This is a genomic window from Citrobacter sp. Cs237 (assembly GCF_030332325.1).
GTDB classification, from domain to species: Bacteria; Pseudomonadota; Gammaproteobacteria; order Enterobacterales; family Enterobacteriaceae; genus Citrobacter_A; species Citrobacter_A sedlakii.
Genome location: NZ_JAOWIB010000106.1, coordinates 258,737 through 274,408, shown reverse-complemented (window position 1 = coordinate 274,408; position 15,672 = coordinate 258,737). Strand labels below are relative to the sequence as shown.

Sequence of the window (15,672 nt, the reverse complement as noted above, 5' to 3'; positions counted from 1 at the left end):
TTTGCCTTTTATGTTGCAGGTGTTGTCTGAGGACTTGGTATCGGCAGCGATCGCGGGTTGTTTAATTCGCCAGGACTCCGTTTATGGGAGAATGGCGCGCTTTCTGATAAGTATCAGTACGTTAAAAACGAAAGAATTTTTCGTGACAGACATCACAAAATCTTCTGACCCGAAAGGGTTATAGCGCCCACATAAAGATGTATTTAAAATACATCTTGTATTATTCAAAATGAGGTAACGGCTATGGCTTATCGCGATCAACCTTTAGGTGAACTGGCGCTTTCTATTCCTCGCGCGTCGGCGCTGTTTCGTAAGTATGATATGGACTACTGCTGCGGCGGTAAGCAGACGCTGGCGCGGGCGGCCGCACGCAAAGAGCTGGACGTTGACGCCATTGAGGCGCAGCTTGCCCAACTGGCTGAACAGCCCATTGAAAAAGACTGGCGTACCGCGCCGTTAGCCGAAATCATCAACCACATCATCGTGCGCTACCACGACAGACACCGTGAGCAATTGCCGGAACTGATCCTACAGGCGACCAAAGTTGAACGCGTGCATGCTGATAAGCCAAACGTGCCGAAAGGTCTGGCGAAGTACCTGACTATGCTGCATCAGGAGCTGTCGAGCCACATGATGAAAGAAGAGCAGATCCTGTTTCCAATGATCAAACAGGGAATGGGCAGCCAGGCGATGGGGCCAATCAGCGTGATGGAAAGCGAGCATGATGAGGCGGGTGAACTGCTGGAAGTGATTAAGCATACCACGCAGAATGTGACCATTCCGCCGGAAGCCTGCACCACCTGGAAAGCGATGTACAACGGGATTAACGAGATGATTGATGACCTGATGGAACACATCAGTCTGGAGAATAATGTCCTGTTCCCGCGTGCCTTAGCCGGGGAATAAGCGATTTGCCGGATGGGGGATACGCCTAATCCGGCCTACAACCTGTACCAGTAAGCGAACCCGGTAAGCGTTGCCGCCACCGGGCGATACGATTTAACGCATTCCTGCCATACGTCTCTTACCGATAAACAGCCAGCCCAGTCCCAGGGCGATAAACCACAGCGGCGTGACGAGCAGCGCCTGACGGGTATCGTCTTCCAGGGTCAGCAGCACGATCACAAACACGAAGAACGCCATGCACACCCAGCACATCAGCTTGCCAAGCGGCATTTTATAGATCGATTTCTCATGCAGGTGCGGACGCTGTTTGCGATACACCAGGTATGAACACAGGATAATGGTCCACACGAACATAAACAGGATTGCCGACACCGTGGTGATCATGGTGAACGCGCCAATCACGCTCGGGTTGACGTACAACATCACCACGCCGCCCAGCAGACAGATGCAAGAGAAGGTCAGCCCTTTGGCCGGCACCGCGCGTTTAGACAGCTTCGCGAACGCTTTCGGCGCCACCCCTTCCTGCGCCAGGCCGAACAGCATGCGGCTGGTCGAGAACACACCGCTGTTTGCCGAAGAGGCCGCAGAGGTCAGCACCACGAAGTTGATCACGCTTGCCGCGGCAGGCAGACCAACCAGTACAAACAGCTCTACGAACGGGCTCTTATCCGGTACCACGGAGCTCCACGGCGTGACGGACATAATGACGATCAGCGCGAACACGTAGAACATAATGATACGAACAGGAATGGAGTTGATGGCGCGCGGCAGGGATTTTTCGGGATCTTTCGTTTCAGCCGCCGTTGTCCCCACCAGTTCGATACCAACAAACGCAAACACTGCAATCTGGAAGCCAGCAAAGAAGCCGCTGATGCCTTTCGGGAACCAGCCGCCATCATTCCACAGGTGCGCAAAAGACGCTTCGACGCCGGTCGGTGATGTAAAGTGCATGGCGATCATCACCAGCCCCACGATAATCAGCGCGACGATGGCGACGATTTTAATCATCGCGAACCAGAACTCCATCTCACCGAACATTTTCACGGTGGCGAGGTTAAGGCTCAGCAGCAAGACCACGACAGCCAGCGAGGCCACCCAGTCGGAAAGCCCCGGGAACCAGAACTGGGCATAAGCGGTAATCGCCACGACGTCCGCCATCCCGGTCACCACCCAGCAGAACCAGTAGGTCCAGCCGGTGAAATAGCCTGCCCACGGTCCCAGCAGATCCGAAGCAAAGTCACTAAAAGATTTATATTCCAGATTTGAGAGCAGCAGCTCGCCCATCGCCCGCATGACGAAGAAGAGCATAAAGCCGATGATCATATAAACAAAAATGATCGACGGTCCGGCGAGGCTGATGGTTTTGCCGGACCCCATAAACAGGCCCGTACCGATCGCCCCGCCAATGGCGATAAGCTGAATATGTCGGTTTGTGAGATTGCGCCGTAGCGACTGTTCAGCCGGTGCCTGTTCATCGGCGGCGACTTTTACCTGATCTACCATGTTTTATTCTTCCTGTACCTGTCTGTGTTGTGCAGGCTCTGCGGCCTTTAATGCGTCTGTTGTGCTTCTGTATGATACGACGATCCTGTTGTCAGGACTCATCGATATTAGGTAAGAATCGGCGGGATGAATACTAAGATTTAAATATTATGTTAACTATATGTTTAAAGTGAGTGTCATATCACTCTGATAACGCGAATTAGCTCACAAAAATACACGCAACGGAACCATTTGCAAGATAAAATGCCGATGTTCGGCGAATACGCGGTTTTATTGCATATTTTCTGTTCCCCTCTTTTCCGAAGGGAACAGAAGACTCTGCTTACAGGATTTCCAGCAGCTCGACGTCAAACACCAGCGTGCTGAACGGCGGAATGGAGGCACCCGCGCCGCGTTCACCGTAGGCGAGTTCATGAGGAATAGTCAGTTCCCACTTCGAGCCGACCGGCATTAAGGTCAGCGCTTCAATCCAGCCGGCGATCACGCCATTAACCGGGAATTCAGCCGGTTCGCCGCGCGCTACGGAGCTGTCGAATACGGTGCCGTCAATCAGCTTGCCGGTATAATGCACGCGAACGCGGTCAGTACGGGCCGGAATCGGACCTTCACCCTGGGTCAGTACGCGGAATTGCAGACCGGATTCGGTGCTGCTCACACCCTCTTTCTCACGGTTTTCTTCCAGATACTTCACGCCTTCCGCGGCCATCGCCTGGAAACGTTCGCGACGTACGGCATCAGCACGCTCATGAATTTCACGCAGCGCGCGGTGCACCACGTCAACCGGAACAGCCGGTTGTTTACCTTCCAGCGCATCGGCAATACCTGCAACCAGCGCTTCAGGCAACAGCCCCTGCAGGCCGGATTCGCTCAGTTGCTGTCCTACCTGCAAACCAATGCCGTAGCTTGCTTGCGCTTCGATAGTGTCAAAAGTCGGGGTTGCCATCGTATTTCCTTTCATCGGATTTAAAGTAGCGGGCAGCATAACAGCCGCGCCCTCTGCGGTAAAATGTTGTCATGGGGTGGATGACAAATCCTGGGGAAAAAGAAACAATAGGGGTATCCCGTATGAATATATCAAAAGCGGGTAATATCACGAACATCATAGCGTTAGCTGTCTATACTCTATGATTGAGGAACGAGACGCGGAGCAGGAGGAAAGCCATGCCCGGGCGCTTTGAACTAAAACCTACCCTGGCGAAAATCTGGCATGCACCGGACAATTTTCGCCTTATGGACCCGCTTCCGCCGATGCACCGCCGCGGCATTATTATTGCGGCAGTGGTGCTGGTCATCGGTTTCCTGCTTCCCTCCGACGACAATAGCGTTGCGCCTACGGTAACCCGTGACGCGCAGCTGGATATTCAGTCACCGTCTCAGCCACCGACCGAAGCACAGCTGCAGGCGCAGCTCGTCACGCCGCAAAACGATCCCGGACAGGTCGCACCGGTGGCGCCGGAACCCATTCAGGAAGGCCAGCCGGAAACGCAGCCGCAGGCACAACAGTCGCAGCCGCAAACGCAGCCTTTCCAGCCGGACAGCGGGATCGATCAGCAATGGCGTTCTTACCGCGTTGGTTCTGGTAAAACGATGGCGCAGTTGTTCCGCGACCACGGGCTGCCGCCGACAGACGTGTATGCCATGGCAAAAGTGGAAGGCGCAGGCAAGCCGTTGAGTACCCTTAAAGAAGGGCAGTTAGTGCAGATTCGCCAGAATGCGAACGGCGTGGTGACAGGCTTAACCATCGATACCGGCAATGACCAGCAGGTACTGTTCACCCGTCAGCCGGACGGCAGTTTCCTGCGGGCGCGATAATCACCTATGCCCGGCGACAGTATGCCACCGGGCCTGATTTACGCTTTACGCACCTTATTGACCCACCAGATCCCCGAACACACCAGCACCAGCGCAATCGCGTATTTCCATTCAAGAATATTCTCGCCAAGAAACACTGCCGACAGCACCGCTCCGGAAACGGGAATCAAGAAGTTAAACGGTGCAATCATTCCCACCCGGTTGTATTTGAGCAAAATGCTCCACAGTGCAAACGCTACCGACGAGAGCAATGTCAGATAACCGAGAATCGCGACAGATGAAAACCCGTGGACGGTGAGCGTGCCGCCAAACGCGTAACCGCCACCGATCAGCGCCAGGCCGCCAATCCCCAACTGGTAACCGGTCATTACCGTAGGGTCAACCGTCTGCGAGATGCGCTTGCCGTAAAGCGTGGCGGCGGAAAGGATAAATGCCGCCAGGACGACAGACCCGTCGCCCAGCAGGCTAAAACTGAAGTCCAGCCCGCTGCTGAAATTCACCACCATCACTCCCGCGAAGCCGAGGATACAACCCAGTGTTTTGTTATAGCTCAGCTTGTCATTCTGGTAGATGAAGTGCGCCAGCAGTACGCTAAAGAAGGTGCCTGTCGCATTCATGATCGAGCCTTTCACCCCGGTGGTGAAAGCCAGACCAATATAAAAGAAGATGTACTGTAAAGAGGTCTGCGTCAGCCCCAGTAACGTGAGCTGGCCGAACTGGCGAGAACGTAATCTGCCGATGGGCTTACGCTGCGCCATGGCCAGCAGCAGAAGCAGCAGACCGGCAAACAGGAAGCGGTAACCGGCAAAAACAATTTTTGAAGGGATATCATCGGTTGCGATCTGGAAGATCTCATAGCCGCTTTTAATCGCCGGGTAGGCGCTCCCCCATAACAGGCAGCAAAACGCGGCGCTCAGGTAGACAATATTTTTACGCGCAAACAGAGATTGCGGGTGCGGGGTATCCATTCTTCACCACATTGAAATTATGTTTTATTTTTGATGATTATCCCGAAAAGGGCAAAGAATAGCCAGTGTGAAAAAGCGCAGAGGAAGAAAAGCAAAACGCCGACACAAGGTCGGCGTTTTTCACGAAGCTGTCAGAATAAAAACTTATTCTGCAACAACGTTAATGGTCAGCTTAGCGAAGACTTCGCTGTGAACCTGGAAGTTCACTTCGTGCTCACCAGTGGTACGCAGAACGCCGTTCGGCAGACGAACTTCGCTCTTAGCCACTTCAACGCCAGCTGCAGTAACAGCGTCAGCGATGTCGCGAGTACCGATGGAACCGAACAGTTTACCTTCGTCGCCTGCTTTAGACGCGATAGTAACGGTTTCCAGTGCGTTGATTTTCTCTGCGCGTGCATTTGCAGCAGCCAGAACGTCAGCCAGTTTAGCTTCCAGTTCAGCGCGACGTGCTTCGAAGTATTCAACGTTTTTCTTGGTAGCAGGAACAGCTTTACCCTGTGGTACCAGGAAGTTACGAGCGTAGCCCGCTTTAACGTTAACCTGATCACCCAGGCTACCCAGGTTTGCTACTTTATCAAGCAGAATAACTTGCATTACCTTATCCTCTCAAAGTCGTATTAATGGACCGTGACCGATTACTGATGGCGATCAGTGTACGGCAGCAGGGACAGGTAGCGAGCGCGTTTGATAGCGCGAGCCAGCTGACGCTGGTATTTTGCACGGGTACCGGTGATACGGCTTGGGACAATCTTACCGCTTTCGGTGATGTAGTTTTTCAGCGTAGCGATATCTTTATAGTCGATCTCTTGAACGCCTTCCGCGGTGAAACGGCAGAACTTGCGACGACGGAAATAACGTGCCATATGGCTAGTCTCCAGAATCTATCAATTCAATCTGCTCGGCATGCAGAACCATTTTGCTCAGGCCGTTCTTTGCTTTGTGGCAAGAGATAAATCCCTGAATGGTTATGCGACTACCGACCGTTATACTGTGAGTAATGGCCTGGTTTTCATGTCCGCTAACAATAACGGGCATTTGGCACCACGCCTGCCGGTGAAACCCGGCTTCCTCTTGCACAGAACGATGCTCAAGCACGAACTGGCAATGCGGAATTCCTGATGGACTGACCTTTCGAAGGGGAGCCCTGCACACGGTGCCGGACAACACCAGACGGTTGGTCATCAGAAATTACTCTTCAGAATCCCCAGCTTCAGCATCATCTGCGGTTTCGTTTGCGAAATCATCGCGACGCTCACGGCGCTCGTCTTTCGCTTTAACCATCGGAGATGCTTCGGTAACAGCGTGCTTGGTACGCATTACCATGCTACGGATAACGGCATCGTTGAAGCGGAAGGTTGTTTCCAGCTCATCGATCACTTCCTGCGGCGCTTCAACGTTCATCAGAACGTAGTGCGCTTTGTGCAGTTTGTTGATCGGGTAAGCCAGCTGACGGCGGCCCCAGTCTTCCAGACGGTGGATCTTGCCTTCTGCGCCAGTGATGGCAGCAGAGTAACGCTCGATCATGCCCGGAACCTGTTCGCTCTGGTCAGGATGGACCATAAAAACGATTTCGTAATGACGCATCGAATTGCTCCTTACGGATTATTCAGCCTCCTGTCTGGGTCAGCCGAGGCCCGGGGAGGCAAGGAACGTGTTAAAGGTCGGCTGAAAAATGACGCGTCATAATACTGGGGTCAGACGGGAAACTCAAGGCGATTTGCAAACAATCGCCTGCTCGCTGTCGCTGCTCATCCCCCGGCGAGAAGAGAGAAGTTCATCTTGTGGTTGTTATTAGATGGTTTTTGCCGGGATGACCACTTAGTATGCAGGGAGATAAAATGGAATATTTGACCTGGAGCAAAGGATGCTTAGCAAAAAATGTGGGCTGGCGTTTATTTTCACAGGCCTGATGGCCTGGTATGTCATTCAGACGGGCACAGAGAGCCCGCCGCACCCTGAAAGCTGTTTACCATCACCCTATGCTGACTATAATCCTGCGCCGGTTTTTACCCGGTGGCAGTGGGAATCGCCCGCAGAGCGGGGCCTGGCAAATTCGCCGAGAGCGCCCCTGGACGATACCAACATTCTGGTCTGGCTGGATGGCAAAAAACGTATTGCGGCGGATAAAATGACGCTGGCGATCGCCGCCGACTGGAATACGCTGGCGCCGAAGCTGTCGGACTTACTTAAACAAGAAAATTTTAGCCTTCAGTCAGCGTCAATGCCTGTCGCTTACCTGGAAGAGGACTGGGGGCAGACCCTGCTATCACACAGACCGGAAGTGGCCACCAGCCTGGCTGAAAAATTTATCACGCCGAAATTATGGCAAGCACAGCAGGCAGGCTATATCACGGCCAAAGAAGTTGAACACAAAACAAATCTGGCGATTTCACAGCATTGGTTATGGCGGGCGCCGCAGGAATTAATTAAACAGCCTGAACTACAAGAAGAAATATCGTTTACAGAGGCACGAAAAACCTACTCTGTAGGTGACACTAAACGAACCACTTATCTGAAAATAATGGACGCCAGCGCTGTTTTTGGCGAGCCAAAAGTTGCGTTGATCCTAACGACATGTGTTGTATCGCCTAATCCTCATTATTCGTATCTAAAGGCAATAGCGAACAGAATCGACTACTGGAAAAACTTCACTCTCCTCGGGCCGGGCCTCAGGCCATTACAGAGCTATCTCTCTGACAAGCTCGTACTGGAAGAGAGTATCAAACCCATTACCACCTACCTGAAGAAAAATAATCTGCAAAGCGAACTGGCTTCAGAGGTCACGGCATGGGTTAAAAAAGTACCGTTAGCGGAAACTGCGCCTGAACGTCAGTCTGGTGAAACAACGTCATCCGACGCCATGAGCATGGTAACAATCACACTCAAAGATCTCCTTTCTGATACGGATGACTCCCGGGAAATTAAGGAATACAAGGAACTTCCTGACGGTAATTCATTATTCGCCACGAAACGCTACGATCGCCAACAGCAAAATTACGTTTCGGAACTCTATATCACCGAGCCCGGACATCCGCAGCATGCCACCCAACTTTGGCAAGGGGAAAGCCTGTCCGGTTTAACGTTGGTCCATAAAGGACAGAAGGCCTGGTTCAAAACGTCTTCAGGCCAGTGGTTTGAACTGAATATCCCCACCAGAGAAATAGCTACGCTGGCTTTAAATGAAGAAACTGGCGTGACATCATGGTTCAGTGATGCGAACGGGAATCCCATTACCTTTTCGAGCGACTATAGCGACGAGGGGAAAGGATGTTTAATTTTTCGCCGTATCGATTCGCGTATATCTCCGCCAGAAAATAGCCTGTTCAAAACTTGTCGTAACCATTTCGCCAGCGGAAACTCCATTCAACCGGTCCTGATTTCAACCCCTGGCTATTTTTGGCTTGAAGACAGCAATGGATTAGTCAAACTTAATTCAGAAACCGGAAGAGCTGAACTCTCGTATACGGTTCCTTTCCGATCGCCAGCCGATATCAGAAGCCGCCGCATCGATTTATCTGCCGATGACATCACCCGACATACGCCATATCCGCTGGGCTCCAGTGAGGCCCACTGGATAGCGCTGCATTATCAACATCAATCACCGCTTCAACATCACATGAATGCCTGGCGAATGGGGACCTATTTTATTGATAGTCTCAGCGGCAAATGGCGCTTTAGCGCAGAGCTTAAAAATGCTGACAGTATCACTGCAACCGCCCGTTCCGCTCATGGACGCTTTTTTGCTCAGGCAGGTTGTGAAAAACCGGCGGGTTCAGGAATAACCGCTGATATCTGGGATGTCGCCAGCGCGACAAAAATTGCATCATTGCACCGGCTTCGCTACTGCGGGTTAAAAAACATGGCTTTTAACTGGCAGGGAAATACGCTGATCCTGGTTTTTCATGACAGGTTGATACGCGTCAGACTGCCTGATAACAGACAAGATGCCGCCACTGCAGAGGCGATTCCCACTGAGTCGAAGAATTAATTCTGCTATGCCTGATGCGGTAATTTTTTGAACAACTGCATCAGAAAAGGTCGCCATCGACATTGCGGGTAGCGATTAAAATAAGATCAACAGGGGTTACCCTAAAAACGGTCTCGCTCATCCGAGTTAGCAGTCGAGGAGGTAGGTATGCGAACCCGTATGATAGCCCTTCTGGCTGGGCTTTTGCTGGGCACCAATGCGCTTGCCGCCATTGAGATTGATAACCAGCAGGCCAGAAATATGGATGATGTTCAGAGCTTAGGCGTCATTTACATCAACCATAACGTCGCCACGGAAAGCGACGCTAAAGATGCGCTAAACGACGAAGCCGATGCGCAAGGCGCGACGTATTCCCATGTTATTTTGATCCGCGAACCCGGCAGCAATGGCAACATCCACCCCAGCGCAGAGATTTATCGCTAGCACCAGGTAAACCAACGAAAAATAATGCCATACTCTGATTCGCCCCCTTTGCAGGGGGCTTTTTTTGCAAAAACCGCCAGAACCTGACCGATTACCTCCCCGCCAGGGAGTGAGTTCCGGCGCTATTTACTTCTTCACTTCTTGCAGCTTCACTTCTGCCCATAGTAAGCGTTCGGACCGTGTTTACGCATGAAGTGTTTGTTCATCAGATAATCGTCGATGGGGCTGAGGTCTGGGTTAATCCCCCGCGCAATCCATGCCATCCGCGCTACCTCCTCCATGACCACGGCATTATGCACCGCATCGTGAGCATCTTTGCCCCACGCAAATGGGCCGTGCTGATACACCACAACTCCCGGCGTATGCAGCGGTTCAATGTCGCCCAGCGTTTCGATGATTACCGTGCCCGTATTGCGCTCGTACTCACCCTGCACTTCTGCTTCGCTCAGCGCCCGGGTACAAGGGATGTCGCCAAAAAAGTAATCCGCGTGGGTGGTGCCGAGCGCCGGTATCGCCAGCCCCGCCTGCGCCCAGGCGGTGGCATGGGTGGAGTGGGTATGCACGACGCCCCCGAGTGACGGATAATGGCGGTACAGCGCAAGATGCGTAGCGGTATCGGATGAAGGACGATACCGCCCCTCCACGACATGACCGTCCATGTCGACCACCACCATGTCATCAACCGTCATGGTCTCGTAAGGGACCCCGCTCGGTTTTATCACGACCAGGCCGCGTTCCCGGTCGATGGCGCTGACGTTGCCCCAGGTAAAGGTCACCAGGCCATAGCGAGGAAGATCCATGTTGGCGTTAAACACCTGCTGCTTTAACATCTGCATCATGCTGCCTCCACCAGACCTGCGCTGACCATGCGCGCTTTCACCCAGTCGCGCGCTTTCGCCACCTCACGCGCCGGATCGTCCGCCGTTTCGCTCCACATCTCAATCAGGTATGGCCCGCAATACCCACTCTGCTTGAGCGTCGCAAAACAACGTTCAAAATCGACAACGCCTTCGCCAAACGGCACGTTCTTGAATACGCCCGGCTTCGTGTCTTTTACATGAACCGCCACGATATGACCTATCCCGGCCTGCAGCTCCATCTGAACATCGTTATCCCATGCCGACAGGTTGCCGATATCGGGATACAACTGGAACCACGGGTTATTCAGATAGTGCGCGTAGCCTAACGCCTTACTGATGGAGTTCATCAGAGGGTAATCCATGATCTCCATCGCCAGCGTCACCTGCGCCCGGCTAGCCATCTCTACGCTCTCTTTCAGACCGTCACGAAAACGACGGCGCGTCTCGTTATTGGCTTCCTGATAATAGACGTCGTAGCCGGCTAACTGGATCACGCGGATCCCGATATCCTGCGCCAACTGAATCGCCTTGCGCATGATCTCCAGGCCCTGAGCGCGCACCGCGTCATCTTCGCTTCCTAACGGAAAACGACGATGGGCGCTCAGACACATGGATGGAATACGCACGCCAGTCTCCGCAATGGCGCTCACCAGCGTCAGTCGCTGTTCGCGGCTCCAGTCGAGTCGCGCAAGGCGCGCATCGGTCTCATCCACCGACATTTCAACGAAGTCAAAACCCAGCGTGTTCGCCATCCGCAGGCGCTCCAGCCAGCACTCCCCGGCAGGGAGCGCTTTTTCATAGATGCCTAACGGGTTCTGTTTCGACAGCATATCCGCTCCTTATCCCCACAGTTGGGCGATGGAACGTTTAAACTGGCGCGCCGCTTCAACCGGAGAGTCGGCATCGCGAATGCTACGCCCGGCAATAAAGACGTGAACAGGAATCCCTTTGAACAGCGGCAGATCTTCCAGCGCCAGGCCACCGGTCACGGTCACTTTAAAGCCCATATCGGCAAGGCGCTTGATGGCGCTGATATCCGCCTCGCCCCATGCAACACCCGCCGCCTGCGCGTCACGGCTACGGTGATAAACCACCTGCTGGATGCCCGCATCACGCCACTGCTGCGCCTGCTCCCAGGTCCAGTATCCGGTCAGCTCAATCTGTACGTCGCCGTTAAACTCTTTCGCCACATCCAGCGCGCCTTTCGCGGTGTTGATATCTGCGCAACAGATGACGGTCACCCAGTCGGCGTTGGCTTCAAAGCACATCCGGGACAGGATCTTGCCCGCGTCGGCGATTTTGGCGTCCGCCAGTACGATTTTGTGTGGATAGAGCGCTTTCAGGTCACGCACCGCGCGTACCCCTTCCCCAACGCAGAGAATGGTGCCCACCTCAATAATGTCTACTTCTTCCGCAATCAGGCGGGTGGTCTCGTAGGCGTGAGACAGCGTTTGATTATCCAGCGCAACCTGTAACATGGGTAACTGAGACATATGAAATTCCTCTTAAACAGCCGCCGCGGTGGCGTTATCTATTAAATCAAGCACATCCTGCTCGGTACGGCAGGCGCGTAAACGGTCAAAATTGGCCTCGTCTTCAAACAGATTCACGATCTGCATGATGCCCACTTCCTGATGGGTATTCGCATCAACGGCGGCCATGGTGATCAGGATATCGACCGGATCGTTATCTTCGTGGTTAAACGCCAGCGGCGTCTTCAACGTTACCAACGAGAAACCGGTTTTCTTAACGCCCTCTTCCGGTCGGCCATGCGGCATCGCCAGCCCAGGGGCAATCACGAAGTACGGGCCAAACTGCGCTACGCCATCAAGAATGGCCTGGTAGTAGCGCGGCTCGACGACCTCAGCGGCCACCAGCAGGTCAACGCCAATCTTCACGGCGTCTTGCCAGGTGCTGGCTTCAGCCTGCAAACGGACAGAATGGTTTTGCGCCAGCGAATCACGTAGTTTCATGACGTCCCCTTACTTCACATCCTGCGGAAAATGTTGTTTGATCACTTCCAGCAGCTTTGGGCCAAAGTCAGCGGGCGATAACATATTGCGAACGCCCACCACATATTTGTTACCTGTCACGCTAATCTCACCGGCGATATGGGTTGAGGCGATGATGATGTCGGCGCCGCCCAGCTCGCTTTTGTACTCGCCGACAGCACAGCTGTTTACCGTGTGGTCGATATTGGATTGGGTTAAAAACTGATCCACTTTCATTTTCATGATCATGGAACTCCCTTGCCCGTTGCCACATACAGCCAGAATACGTACGGTCATAATCCACACTCCTCATTAAGCAGAATGTTCTGCCAGTTGTTTTTCTGCGTCTTCTTCCGCACGTAGCGCGCGTCCGGCGAAGACCATATAAACCAATGCGATAATCAGAATGACGGCCATAAACGCGATGCCGAGGGAGAAGAAGCCCTGCATCATCGGCGGCGCCAGAATCGACCAGTCGGCCATCCCCATCCAGGCGCTCATACCCGTGAGTTTCACGGCCCAGACGCAACCAAAGATTTCGATCATCCCCATCACCAGACAGATCTTCAGCGCCGCGCGCCAGCCGCCAAAGTGGTTGGCAAAGACGCCAATGGTGGCGTTGGAAAAGAACATCGGGATGAAGCCCGGAATGATCAGAATGGACGAACCGCAACCCACCAGAATACCGACCGCGATCAGTTGGCCGATGGTGCCCCACATAAAGCCCCAGACCACCGCGTTAGGCGCAAAGCTGTAAATCGCGGCGCAGTCGATAGCCAGCACGGCGCCGGGAATCAGGCGTTGAGAAATACCGTTGAACGCTTCGGACAGTTCGGCGACAAACATACGCACGCCCTGGGTGATGATGAAAATCGCCACGGCAAATGAGAAGCCGGTTTGCAGGATATACACCGTCCAGTGTGTTTTACCCGCCATCGCCTGCACCGTGTCGATGCCGAAGGAAAGGAGGATCGCGCCAAAGAAAATCGTCATCACGATGGCCGTTGAAACGATGTTGTCGTGGAAGATATTCAGCCAGCCCGGTAGCTTGAGATCTTCAACGCTTTCTTCTTTTTTACCCAGATATGGCGCGACCTTATAAGCGATCCAGGAGGCGAACTGCTGCTGGTGACCGATGGAGAAACCGCAGCCGTCAGTCACTTCCTGAGTCGGCTTGTACATCATGTTGGACGTAATGCCCCAGTACAGGGAGACCAGGATGGCGGTGCAGATAATAGTGGTCCACATCGAATAGCCGAAGATGTAGAGCGACACCGCGATCAGCCCCGCCTGTTGGAACATGATGTGTCCGGTCAGCATGATGGTGCGGATGCCGGTAATACGTCGGAGCAGGACGTAACAAATATTCAGCGCCAGCGCCAGAAGCACGGCATACCCTACCCAACTGTATGCATCGCCCATCCGGTCAATGGTTGCCATCATCGAGGCGTAGGTATCGGAGATCGCGCCGTTGATGCCGTACACCTCAGACATTTTGGCAACAACCGGCTTAAAGGTGCTGGTCAAAATGCCAGACCCCGCCTGCAACAGCATAAAACCAATAATGGTTTTAATGGTGCCTTTAATAATCACGCTGACGCTTTTACGCAGCAGGATATAACCGAGGCACGTCACGATGCCGAGCAGAAGCGGCGCGTTTGTCATTACCTGATTAAAGAAAACGGTAAAGACGTCGTAGAGGATCTCCATAACTCTCTCCAGTAAAAAGGAACACGAGGGGTAATCCCGGTGTGGTTGGTGCCATCACTCTAGTAATCACAAATAATCACCACAAGATTAAATTTGATTATTTGTGACGCATCACGCAAATTATTTCCCCTCTTTTCATAATGGATTTCATGATATAACCAGAAAACAGAATTACTCTTTATTTTTCATGGAATTAATTAAATATACACGCTCAATTACCGGCATAATCCGGTATTGACCGTGTGATCAATAAGGTAAAACCCCACGTTCCCCCCATTGCAAACCGCTCAAAATGGTGACAACATGAATCACATCAAATCATAAAATGATTACTTTTGATTGAACCCAGGAGTCAAACAATGAGTAAAGTGAATACCATCACCCGTGAATCATGGATCCTGAACACTTTTCCGGAATGGGGAAGCTGGCTGAACGAAGAGATTGAACAAGAACGCGTGGCGCCAGGCACATTTGCAATGTGGTGGCTGGGGTGTACCGGCATCTGGCTGAAATCCGAAGGCGGCACCAATGTGTGCGTGGATTTCTGGTGCGGTACCGGAAAACAAAGCCACGGTAACCCGCTGATGAAGACCGGCCACCAGATGCAGCGTATGGCGGGCGTAAAAAAATTGCAGCCAAACCTGCGCACCACGCCATTTGTGCTGGATCCTTTCGCGATTCGCCAGATCGACGCGGTGCTGGCAACACACGATCATAACGATCATATTGATGTCAATGTGGCGGCAGCGGTGATGCAAAACTGCGCGGACGATGTGCCGTTCATTGGGCCGCAGACCTGCATGGACCTTTGGATAGGTTGGGGTGTGCCGAAATCGCGCTGCATCGTGGTAAAACCAGGCGATGTGGTTAAAGTAAAAGATATTGAAATACATGCCCTTGACGCGTTTGACCGCACCGCGCTGATCACCCTCCCGGCGGACCAGAAAGCCGCAGGCGTTCTGCCTGACGGCATGGATGCGCGCGCCGTTAACTATCTGTTCAAAACGCCGGGGGGGACGCTGTACCACAGCGGAGATTCCCACTACTCCAACTACTATGCGAAGCACGGCAACGAGCATCAGATCGACGTGGCGCTGGGCTCCTATGGCGAAAACCCACGCGGAATCACCGATAAAATGACCAGTGCAGACATTCTGCGCATGGCGGAATCCCTGAACACGAAAGTCGTGATCCCGTTCCACCATGATATCTGGTCAAATTTCCAGGCCGATCCGCAGGAAATCCGCGTCTTGTGGGAAATGAAAAAAGATCGCCTTAAATACGGTTTTAAGCCGTTCATCTGGCAGGTTGGCGGGAAATTCACCTGGCCTTTGGATAAGGATAACCTTGAATATCACTATCCGCGCGGCTTTGACGACTGCTTCACTATTGAGCCCGATCTGCCGTTTAAATCGTTCCTGTAATCGCGATAATGCCGGGTTTTCCCGGCATTTTTTTCATATTTACTTTAGTATTTTCAGGCTATTTCAAATATCATCTTTTAAAATCAT

The 15,672-nt window shown here is 52.8% G+C and carries 18 protein-coding genes; 5 read left to right on the top strand and 13 right to left on the bottom strand.

Features of this window, described 5'->3' with window-relative positions; all coding sequences use genetic code 11:
* Positions 1 to 243: 243 nt before the first annotated feature.
* Entirely contained in the window at positions 244 to 906 is a 663-nt protein-coding gene (ytfE, locus tag OGY07_RS14720) for an iron-sulfur cluster repair protein YtfE (protein WP_042289519.1), read from the top strand.
* A gap of 93 nt (positions 907 to 999) precedes the next feature.
* On the opposite strand, the gene cycA is transcribed toward ytfE, so the two are convergent.
* Both cycA and bamJ read right to left on the bottom strand, forming a co-directional pair.
* Positions 1,000 to 2,409, bottom strand: a complete 1,410-nt coding sequence (cycA, locus tag OGY07_RS14715; protein ID WP_042289521.1) for a D-serine/D-alanine/glycine transporter — start codon at positions 2,407 to 2,409, stop codon at positions 1,000 to 1,002.
* A gap of 322 nt (positions 2,410 to 2,731) precedes the next feature.
* On the bottom strand, positions 2,732 to 3,352 hold the full coding sequence (bamJ, locus tag OGY07_RS14710; protein WP_042289524.1) for a BamJ family beta-barrel-assembly machinery protein: 621 nt from the start codon (positions 3,350 to 3,352) through the stop codon (positions 2,732 to 2,734).
* A 218-nt stretch (positions 3,353 to 3,570) separates the two neighbouring features.
* On the opposite strand from bamJ, the gene OGY07_RS14705 reads away from it, so the two are divergent.
* The gene (locus OGY07_RS14705; protein WP_286601403.1) at positions 3,571 to 4,221 is read left to right on the top strand and encodes an OapA family protein; all 651 of its coding nucleotides are present in this window, start codon (positions 3,571 to 3,573) and stop codon (positions 4,219 to 4,221) included.
* Between the two features lie 38 nt (positions 4,222 to 4,259).
* Here the strand turns inward: OGY07_RS14705 and OGY07_RS14700 are convergent, their stop codons facing one another.
* The 5 genes from OGY07_RS14700 to rpsF all read right to left on the bottom strand — a co-directional run bounded on the left by OGY07_RS14700 (position 4,260) and on the right by rpsF (position 6,773).
* Complete coding sequence (locus tag OGY07_RS14700; protein ID WP_286601401.1) at positions 4,260 to 5,189, bottom strand: DMT family transporter; 930 nt, start codon at positions 5,187 to 5,189, stop codon at positions 4,260 to 4,262.
* Between the two features lie 144 nt (positions 5,190 to 5,333).
* Positions 5,334 to 5,783 (bottom strand): 50S ribosomal protein L9, encoded by a 450-nt coding sequence (gene rplI, locus OGY07_RS14695; RefSeq protein WP_012907347.1) that lies wholly within the window; start codon positions 5,781 to 5,783, stop codon positions 5,334 to 5,336.
* Positions 5,784 to 5,824: 41 nt separating this feature from the next.
* On the bottom strand, positions 5,825 to 6,052 hold the full coding sequence (gene rpsR, locus OGY07_RS14690; protein WP_000135199.1) for a 30S ribosomal protein S18: 228 nt from the start codon (positions 6,050 to 6,052) through the stop codon (positions 5,825 to 5,827).
* A gap of 4 nt (positions 6,053 to 6,056) precedes the next feature.
* Entirely contained in the window at positions 6,057 to 6,371 is a 315-nt protein-coding gene (priB, locus tag OGY07_RS14685) for a primosomal replication protein N (RefSeq protein ID WP_042289531.1), read from the bottom strand.
* 6 nt (positions 6,372 to 6,377) lie between these two features.
* Complete coding sequence (rpsF, locus tag OGY07_RS14680) at positions 6,378 to 6,773, bottom strand: 30S ribosomal protein S6 (protein WP_001216673.1); 396 nt, start codon at positions 6,771 to 6,773, stop codon at positions 6,378 to 6,380.
* Between the two features lie 280 nt (positions 6,774 to 7,053).
* Between rpsF and OGY07_RS14675 the strand changes: the two genes are divergently transcribed.
* Both OGY07_RS14675 and yjfY read left to right on the top strand, forming a co-directional pair.
* Positions 7,054 to 9,177 carry a hypothetical protein gene (locus tag OGY07_RS14675; RefSeq protein WP_286601395.1) on the top strand — a complete coding sequence of 708 codons (2,124 nt, stop codon included), beginning with the start codon at positions 7,054 to 7,056 and terminating at the stop codon, positions 9,175 to 9,177.
* A gap of 147 nt (positions 9,178 to 9,324) precedes the next feature.
* The gene (yjfY, locus tag OGY07_RS14670; protein ID WP_286601393.1) at positions 9,325 to 9,600 is read left to right on the top strand and encodes a DUF1471 family protein YjfY; all 276 of its coding nucleotides are present in this window, start codon (positions 9,325 to 9,327) and stop codon (positions 9,598 to 9,600) included.
* Positions 9,601 to 9,749: 149 nt separating this feature from the next.
* On the opposite strand, the gene OGY07_RS14665 is transcribed toward yjfY, so the two are convergent.
* Genes OGY07_RS14665 through ulaA form a run of 6 tightly spaced genes read right to left on the bottom strand, consistent with a single transcriptional unit; the run spans position 9,750 to position 14,161 of the window.
* Positions 9,750 to 10,436, bottom strand: coding sequence for an L-ribulose-5-phosphate 4-epimerase (locus OGY07_RS14665; protein ID WP_211935827.1), 687 nt, complete (start codon positions 10,434 to 10,436; stop codon positions 9,750 to 9,752).
* On the bottom strand, positions 10,436 to 11,290 hold the full coding sequence (locus tag OGY07_RS14660; protein WP_181822123.1) for an L-ribulose-5-phosphate 3-epimerase: 855 nt from the start codon (positions 11,288 to 11,290) through the stop codon (positions 10,436 to 10,438). Before OGY07_RS14660 ends, OGY07_RS14665 begins: the two co-directional genes overlap by 1 nt.
* A 9-nt stretch (positions 11,291 to 11,299) precedes the next feature.
* Complete coding sequence (gene ulaD / locus OGY07_RS14655) at positions 11,300 to 11,953, bottom strand: 3-keto-L-gulonate-6-phosphate decarboxylase UlaD (RefSeq protein WP_120714914.1); 654 nt, start codon at positions 11,951 to 11,953, stop codon at positions 11,300 to 11,302.
* Between the two features lie 12 nt (positions 11,954 to 11,965).
* Entirely contained in the window at positions 11,966 to 12,433 is a 468-nt protein-coding gene (ulaC, locus tag OGY07_RS14650; protein WP_286601388.1) for a PTS ascorbate transporter subunit IIA, read from the bottom strand.
* 9 nt (positions 12,434 to 12,442) lie between these two features.
* Positions 12,443 to 12,748: a PTS ascorbate transporter subunit IIB gene (ulaB, locus tag OGY07_RS14645; RefSeq protein WP_042289546.1), complete on the bottom strand. Its 306-nt coding sequence runs from the start codon at positions 12,746 to 12,748 to the stop codon at positions 12,443 to 12,445.
* A 15-nt stretch (positions 12,749 to 12,763) separates the two neighbouring features.
* Entirely contained in the window at positions 12,764 to 14,161 is a 1,398-nt protein-coding gene (gene ulaA / locus OGY07_RS14640) for a PTS ascorbate transporter subunit IIC (RefSeq protein WP_060570933.1), read from the bottom strand.
* Between the two features lie 359 nt (positions 14,162 to 14,520).
* On the opposite strand from ulaA, the gene ulaG reads away from it, so the two are divergent.
* Positions 14,521 to 15,585, top strand: a complete 1,065-nt coding sequence (ulaG, locus tag OGY07_RS14635) for an L-ascorbate 6-phosphate lactonase (RefSeq protein WP_286601384.1) — start codon at positions 14,521 to 14,523, stop codon at positions 15,583 to 15,585.
* Positions 15,586 to 15,672 lie beyond the last annotated feature (87 nt).